Below are 7,369 nucleotides of genomic sequence, written 5' to 3'. Positions count from 1 at the left end.
AAATTCCTCAGTAAATGTTCTGCGTTCTCTTTTAGTCATCGTAGATTCTCCTCGATTATATTATCTGTAGTCTACTTGACCTTAATTTTTCTGTCTAGTTCAGTGTAGCCGATTCACATTAAATTCTTACTATAATTTTTATGTGAAGAATCTTGAAAGTGTTCAATGATATCAGTCTTTTGATTATAATAAAATACCTATAAAATAATCATATCTTTGCCTTGCAATTGTTAATTCAATAGTAGGATTGGAGGATATATTATAAAGACGAGGTAAATCAACTAACGGGGGCGATTGCTTAACAGGAGTAATCGTTTTCTTACTTATAAAGTTGAATAATTAAAATTAATTATAAATTAAGAAAGGCAAGGAGGGTTCTATTTGAACAAGATTTTAGCATGGTTTTTCATCATTTTTTATTAGTAGGTTGTTCAACAGAAGAAAAAAGAGTAGTCGAAAGGTTAAAGCCTGAGGAAGAAAATAAATTGAGTGTTAGAATTTTTTTAGAAGAATCACCTTCAGAAGAATATCAACGTAGTATTCTTGATATATTTGATGAGCATTCTCTATGGGGAGATAAAGTAACTTCACATGGTTTTACGATTTTAGATGACGATTCAACTATGAATATGATTATAAAAAGACTTTTGTTTTAGATAGATTACCTGAAATAATTGTTTTTAATAATGATGGTGTTATATTTCGAACATACGAGGTTGAAGCATTAGAGGCTTTTCTTCTAAGTGAAAAAGAATAGTCATACGAACAAATCTAATTAAAGTTTATTAAACTAAAGGAGACTTTACTTGAACAGCGGGAGCAGTAAAATGTATGTTGTTCTTTTAGTCTTTATTAAACTATAGGGCAGGATAGTATAAGAACAGAATAGGAAGTTATTCCTAATAAAAGATGATTTATGTTAAGGTTTAAATTATAGGAACAAATTGACTCCTTACAAATAAAAATATGAAGGAGGCGACATTATGGAAATTATTATTATGTTTATTATGTTTTACTTTGTTTTAATTTTGGCTCTTATTGCTTTCTTTAAAAATCGAGTGGGACCGAATAAAAAGAAGATTGAAGCATTAGAGGCGAAAGTCGCTAAATTAGAGAAAGAAAATGAAGAATTAAAGCATAAATGAAAAACGGTGCAAACGTATCGCTTTCTTTGTTTCGCTAAACGAAGCAGAAGAAGAAAACAATAAGAAAATAAGAACTAATGAATGCTGAAATAAGTGTTTTTTTGAAAGGGTGGTCTTATGTCTAAAAAAATATTAGGATTATTATTTTTAACGGTCTTTCTTACAGCATGTGGAAGTGAAGCTAAGGAAGAAAAATTTTATTTCTTCGCAACATCCGAAAATTGGAATGCGGAAATGGAAGCAACACAATATCCTCCTCCTGAAGATAATATAGATATTCAAATAGAGTTTGTCTATACAGGAGAGGAACAAGAGGTTGAACAAGAAATCAGCTATGAACATACTATTGAATGGAAAGGTGATGGACCTTCCATCCATATCAGATGCAATTAGCAGATACAGGGCTTTTAGGAGGTTATGAAGTTGGTTTTAAATGGATTACGCACATTCATTGGTTTGTAGATGGAAATGAAATGACCGAAGAATTAATATTTGAAGAGATGTAAGGCATTATGCAGCTAAAGGGGTGCGTTTCTGCAAGAGCAGTTTAACAAAATAAAAGGGGTGAGGAGAATTAAAAAGTTATCAAGCGTTTTAGGAGTTATAGGTGGTTTAGCAAGTATCATACTTTGGTTGGTATTTATTTTCTTTAATTCGTATTCTTCTGCTGGAATAGGTACAATACCAATTTCATTTTTTATGTTGCTCCTTCCAGCTTTATTAGCTGTTAAAGCCTCTATTCAATATAAAGATTTTGAACTGTTAATTGCATTTATATGGTCATTACCATATAGTGTTTATTTTGCTTTTACACCTGGAATTTTCGCTTTATTCGGTATTAGCTGTTTATTATATTTGGTCAGTTTTATTCTGATAAAGATACAAAAAATTAGTTAATTATGTGGTTTGGTCTTATGAAAGTAACGGAGGCATTAATGAAAACTGAAAATTTTGTTTAGAACTTAATGGGGGTTATGATGGGGAATTTTGGTATGTATGTATTAGCTTTAATTGTTTTGACATTTATAGTTTTTATGATTGGTGCAACTCTTCTAGGTGGTTCTAGTAGTCCCTATACTGATTTAATATTAACATTCATTGCAGTATATTTAGTAACTTCAAAATTTAAAATAAAAAAGGATGAAAGTAGTTAAAGAGAAAAAGTTTCCTCAACTAACGGAGTGCGTTTCTGCAAGAGCAGCAGGAACGCTTTTTGACTAAAGGAGCAGGATAGTTCAATTAGAAATAGAAATACATGTAAATTAACTAATTATAATAAGGAGGATACCGATGATGAAATTAATTCATATTTTTTTAGGGATTATTATTATAGTCATGGGTTCCTTGATTCTTAGTATCACAGTAGATGATGAACTAATTAGAACTATAATGCTGAGAATCGTAGGCGTTGTCTTATTACTTACGGGAATCTACTATCTTAAAAGGGTGGCGAAGTTTGGGAGGCAATAAAGTAAATTCATATAGTTGTTTTGCTGCTTATCCAACAAACGGAGAGCTTGAGCGAAAGAGTAGGAGCTTTTGTAACGGCAGCTCCTTTGGCTTAGTGCGCTAACGAGGCAGGATTGCTGAACAAGAATGAAGAAAATAAAAATAAAGGGAGTTTAGACATGGGTTTTGGTTGGCTTAATATTGGTAGCCTCGTGCTTGGACTAATTGCTTGGATACTTCCTTTTGTAAATTTCGGACGGTATGAAAAGCATAACCATTGGGTTACTCGTTCCATCATGAGTATCAGTGCTTGTGCTATTTCTCTGAGTTTCCAGATTTTCTATATCCATCATAAAGTAAAGATTGAGGATTGGTCTGCTCTTATGGACACGATGGGAGCTATCGTATTCGCCTCAGCGGTTCTTCTCATCATTACTATCATATTAAATGCATTTACTCTAATTGCATATCTTGATAGAACTGCAAAGTAGATTATCTAATCCAAGCGTTGTGAAAAAATGCACTTAAAATAACGGGGGCTTTAGCACAAGAACTGGAGCTGTTTTTATTACAACTCTTTTTGCTTATTGCGCTAACGGGCAGGTTTGTTAAATAAAGACTTTGAAAGAATTGGACTTGGGTTGTACAGTTTTTAATGAATAGGAACAGTGGAATAGTACAGTTAGATAAAAGGGGGTTTTTATGTATTTAACTCTTCTTCTATTATCAATGGTTGGTATGGTTACGTTGATATGCGTATTGATATTCTTTATTTACAAAATATTAAGAGGTAAAAAGAACGGTTACTCTTGGTTCTCTTTGATAATAATCGTTTTCTTTTTAGGTCTTGCCATTTGGCAAAGTTTATCTTCTTTTAACATAAGGCTTTGATTCTTATTAAAGTAACGGGCAGTTAAGTTGAACAAAGGTTACTGATATTCAGGGTGAAATCAGGGAACAATAATCTCTAATATAAGCCAAGTAAAGGGGATTATTGATGAAAAAGATTTTATTATTTACCATATTGGCAACAGCGATTTTAAATCTTTCACCAATTTTTACTCACGCTGAAGAAAAGTTAAATAAAGACCTAATGAAAATTGTCAATGAGTTTTTACCACCACATTCAATACTGGTAAGTCCTGAAGAACCTAAATCGACTAAACCATATCAGTTTTACGACTTTAACGAAGATGGACTAGAAGAGATTATTATTACTTTTGAAATAAAGGCAAAAGAACAACCAAATCCTTCACAATATGGCGTAATAGTATTAAGAAAAGAAAATGAAAAATGGGAAAAGACTTGGGAGACCCAAACACAGGGGGTAGGATTAGATTATTCAGGTGTTGCTGATATTACTGGTGATGGTATTAAAGAGTATCTCTTTGGTGTCACAATTGGTGCTTCAGCAGGAAGTAAACTAGAGATTTTTAAATGGAATAATAATTCTTTAAAGATGATAGCAGAAGTTCCATATCATATGATGGAGCTATTAAGTAATAAGAAAGTTGGTATAGCTGTTTGGCAAAGGTACATTGCAGATACCTATTTTGTAGATGTTCTAAAATGGAATGGAGAAAAATTAGTTCTAGATGAAGAACTATACTCTAGTTACTATCCCGTAATTGAAAAATTTTATAACGATAAAATATCAAAAATGGATGCGTGGTTCTATTGGTATACACTTGCAGATGCTCAAATAAAGGCAAACTTATTTGAAAAAGCTAGGAATTCTATACAAAAAGGAACTACATTAGCAAAGCAATTATCATTACCTGATGTAGTAAAAAACTTTGAACGATTAAGTGATAAGTTGGAAAAAAGGAAATAAGCTAACGGAGGCGATGCTTTAACAAGGCATCGCTTGCCTTATTGCGCTAACGTGGCAGTTTCCTAAAAGAAGGAAATTATATTTTGTTAGTTGAAATCATTAAAGAAATGACCGAAAAACAGGGAATTTGATTCCTTGTTTTATTTTTTTGAAAAAAAATGAAACAAATTAAAGCCAAATGATATTTCAATCTGTCTAATAGATGAAAGACAAAAAAGAAAGGGTGAATTACAATTATCCGATTAGTCAAAAAAGCCCAAAAAGGAGACGATAAAGCCTTCTTGAAAATTTTTCAAAAATATGAACAGGATATTTATCGAATGGCTTATGTATATGTAAAAAACAAACACGATGCATTAGATGTCGTGCAAGAAGTAGCGTATCGTTCATTTGCCAAAATAGAAACATTAAAAAATCCTGAGTATTTTAAAACTTGGTTAATGAAAATTACTATTAGTTGTTCTATTGATTGTATAAGAAAAAATCAAAAGGTTGTTCACTTAAAACCAGAGTATGAGGAGTTTATCCCTTCAGAGAGTGAGGATATTCCTCTTACAATATCACTCAAGCACTTATTGGAATCATTAAACGAAGATGAAAAAAGTATCATCATTTTAAGATTCTATAAGGGATATTCCTTTAAGGAAATTAGTGAGTTATTAAACATACCATTAGGTACAGCCAAAACGATTTTATATCGTTCGTTAGAAAAACTTCGAAAAAAAGCTAAGGGGGCTGATATTTGTGAAAAATAATATTAAAAAGGAATTAGAAAGAATAGAGATTCCAGAAGAATTACACGAAAGGTCATGGCTTGGTATATTACAGGCAAAATCAGAAAAGCCCAAACGGAATCTTAAAAAAGTGGCTCTATCATTGGTTGCTTCGACGGTTATTTTGTTTTCAACAGGTGTGGGTGCTGCACATATTCCTAGCTTTAATAATTTAGTATCTAATGTGAATCCAGAATTGGCAGTGATGCTTCAGCCAATTGAAAAAAGCAGTGAGAGTAATGGAATTAGAACAGAAGTAGTTGGTGCAATGAGCGATAATGAAATGGCAGTTATCTATATTACACTCCAAGATTTAACTGGTAGTAGAATTGATGAAACACTAGATTTTTATGATTACTCTTTGACTGGTGCTCAAATGTTTAACAGTCAGATTATTGATTTTGATGAAGCGACAAATACTGCCACACTTAGAATTCAAGCAAATGGTGGCAAGGAACTTAGTGATAGAAAAGTTAATTTTCGAATAGATTCTTTTTTAAGCCATAAAGAAACATTCGAACAGTCAGTTAACGCAAATCTTTCGGAATTAACAAGCATTGTTCCTGAAACAATCTCTCTTGATATGAACAACATTCCAGGTGGTGGTGGTACTTTATATCATCAATTAACTAAAGAAGATATCGTGCAGGTTTTAAAACCTAATCAAAATAGACTATCACTACCAGGAATCGACTTTATCCATATCTCTAATATTGGTATTATCGATAACCGTCTCCATATCCAAGCTAATTGGACGGAGAATGGTATGGATGACCACGGTTATTTTTACTTTATTGATAAAAATGGTAATGAAGTCCATCCTTCTAATATTTATTTTGGAACAGATGATTCAGGTGAAACAAACTATGGTAGAGAATTTACTGAATACATTTTTAGCATAGACAATATTGATTTAGAAAACGATAAATTAATGGGTTATTTTGTATCAAGTGAGAAATTTATAACAGGTAACTGGAGCGCTACATTTAGAATGCCGACGACTGGAGAAGAAAAAAGAACTGATTTTAATCAAGAATTTGAAACTTGGACTTCCGATAAGGTGTCAATTTCTCCTCTAGGTATAACTATATATGGGAATGGTGATTTTAATCATTCAAGTAATATTGAAGTAAATGCTACATTGATGGACGGCACTTCTATTACTTTTGACTCAATAAGAAGTTTTGATGAGAATGATAAGATTACGGTTAAATTCTTACCTGATAGGATATTGGATATCTCCAAAGTACAATCAGTAAATATTAATGGTATAGATATCTTTAATGAATAGTTAGTAGAGTAGCTTGCTGTGCTAACAGGTTGCTTGAACGGAATAAATGGAGTTGTCGTTTCGGCAGGTCCTTCTTGTGCTAACGGAGCAGATTAGCACAAGAATCTGTAAATTCTTAATTATTAGTCATTTATAATATGGAGAGTGAGACTTATGAGGTTAATTTTATTATTTGTTACTGTTTTAGTTATTCTATCTGGTTGTAACACAGGGTATCCAAGTCTTGAAGAAGCTGTTCAAAGTCAGTGGAAAACACCAATAAAGGTAATTAACCAAGATGAAAATAATCAATTAGTTTATTACTTAGACCAAACACAGCATATTTTAGGAGTTTATGAATTTGAGAATGGAATATACAAATATAACAATGAACAAAGTGTTGGTATGACTTTTGAATCGGAAAGTGGTTTACCTTTTTTAGTTTCAACTAACCATTTTGAAGGTATAGGAAATATTATTCATGGTGCTATTACAACAGATGAACATGAAATAGAAAGATTTGAAATTCATTATAAAAATGGAGAAATACAAGAAATTAGTGCAAAGAATAATACCTTTATAACGGAATTTCCATCTTTTTTAACAATAGATGTAGAAATGTTTTTTTCTGAAATTGAAAACGCTGTGGGATACGACCAAAATGGAGAGATTATTGAAAAGTGGAATAGGAATGCAGAGATAAATAATTAAAGGATTTTTCACTAACGGGGAGCGTTAATCCAATAGAGGGTTAGCGCTTTTTTTGTTGAAGTTGTTGTACTAACGCTCGCTTATATACAGTATCAGGTTCCGAAACATTGATATGGTGCACCTTTTATCTTTGTTTACATGAAACCGTAGATAAGCGTTTAAGGGCTTGACTTGGAGCCTCTGTGGG

Annotated in this window: 9 protein-coding genes; all 9 read left to right on the top strand. The window is 32.1% G+C overall.

Annotated elements, in window-relative coordinates; translation table 11 throughout:
• Positions 1-398: 398 nt before the first annotated feature.
• Entirely contained in the window at positions 399-656 is a 258-nt protein-coding gene (locus AC1FXP_RS23165; RefSeq protein ID WP_480064284.1) for a hypothetical protein, read from the top strand.
• A 327-nt stretch (positions 657-983) separates the two neighbouring features.
• Positions 984-1,145, top strand: a complete 162-nt coding sequence (locus AC1FXP_RS23160) for a hypothetical protein (protein WP_480064283.1) — start codon at positions 984-986, stop codon at positions 1,143-1,145.
• Between the two features lie 117 nt (positions 1,146-1,262).
• A complete protein-coding gene (locus AC1FXP_RS23155) occupies positions 1,263-1,538 on the top strand; it encodes a hypothetical protein (protein ID WP_480064282.1) in 276 nt (91 codons plus the stop codon).
• Between the two features lie 584 nt (positions 1,539-2,122).
• Complete coding sequence (locus AC1FXP_RS23150) at positions 2,123-2,299, top strand: hypothetical protein (RefSeq protein ID WP_161784688.1); 177 nt, start codon at positions 2,123-2,125, stop codon at positions 2,297-2,299.
• Between the two features lie 474 nt (positions 2,300-2,773).
• On the top strand, positions 2,774-3,085 hold the full coding sequence (locus AC1FXP_RS23145) for a hypothetical protein (RefSeq protein WP_480064286.1): 312 nt from the start codon (positions 2,774-2,776) through the stop codon (positions 3,083-3,085).
• A gap of 506 nt (positions 3,086-3,591) precedes the next feature.
• Complete coding sequence (locus AC1FXP_RS23140) at positions 3,592-4,428, top strand: hypothetical protein (RefSeq protein WP_480064281.1); 837 nt, start codon at positions 3,592-3,594, stop codon at positions 4,426-4,428.
• 233 nt (positions 4,429-4,661) lie between these two features.
• Entirely contained in the window at positions 4,662-5,183 is a 522-nt protein-coding gene (locus tag AC1FXP_RS23135; protein ID WP_480064285.1) for an RNA polymerase sigma factor, read from the top strand.
• A complete protein-coding gene (locus AC1FXP_RS23130) occupies positions 5,173-6,492 on the top strand; it encodes a DUF4179 domain-containing protein (protein WP_480064280.1) in 1,320 nt (439 codons plus the stop codon). Before AC1FXP_RS23135 ends, AC1FXP_RS23130 begins: the two co-directional genes overlap by 11 nt.
• A 153-nt stretch (positions 6,493-6,645) precedes the next feature.
• Positions 6,646-7,182: a hypothetical protein gene (locus AC1FXP_RS23125; protein ID WP_480064279.1), complete on the top strand. Its 537-nt coding sequence runs from the start codon at positions 6,646-6,648 to the stop codon at positions 7,180-7,182.
• Positions 7,183-7,369 lie beyond the last annotated feature (187 nt).

The organism is Halalkalibacter sp. HAAS-P013, assembly GCF_056619925.1.
Note: the sequence above shows the minus strand (reverse complement) of the source record. Positions and strands in the feature narration are given on the sequence as shown.

What these genes read in the sequence shown, in the direction of transcription:
- AC1FXP_RS23155 (WP_480064282.1), top strand. Translation starts at nt 1,263, where the DNA reads ATGTCTAAAAAAATATTAGGATTATTATTTTTAACGGTCTTTCTTACA.
- AC1FXP_RS23160 (WP_480064283.1), top strand. Translation starts at nt 984, where the DNA reads ATGGAAATTATTATTATGTTTATTATGTTTTACTTTGTTTTAATTTTG.
- AC1FXP_RS23125 (WP_480064279.1), top strand. Translation starts at nt 6,646, where the DNA reads ATGAGGTTAATTTTATTATTTGTTACTGTTTTAGTTATTCTATCTGGT.
- AC1FXP_RS23165 (WP_480064284.1), top strand. Translation starts at nt 399, where the DNA reads ATGGTTTTTCATCATTTTTTATTAGTAGGTTGTTCAACAGAAGAAAAA.
- AC1FXP_RS23145 (WP_480064286.1), top strand. Translation starts at nt 2,774, where the DNA reads ATGGGTTTTGGTTGGCTTAATATTGGTAGCCTCGTGCTTGGACTAATT.
- AC1FXP_RS23140 (WP_480064281.1), top strand. Translation starts at nt 3,592, where the DNA reads ATGAAAAAGATTTTATTATTTACCATATTGGCAACAGCGATTTTAAAT.
- AC1FXP_RS23150 (WP_161784688.1), top strand. Translation starts at nt 2,123, where the DNA reads ATGGGGAATTTTGGTATGTATGTATTAGCTTTAATTGTTTTGACATTT.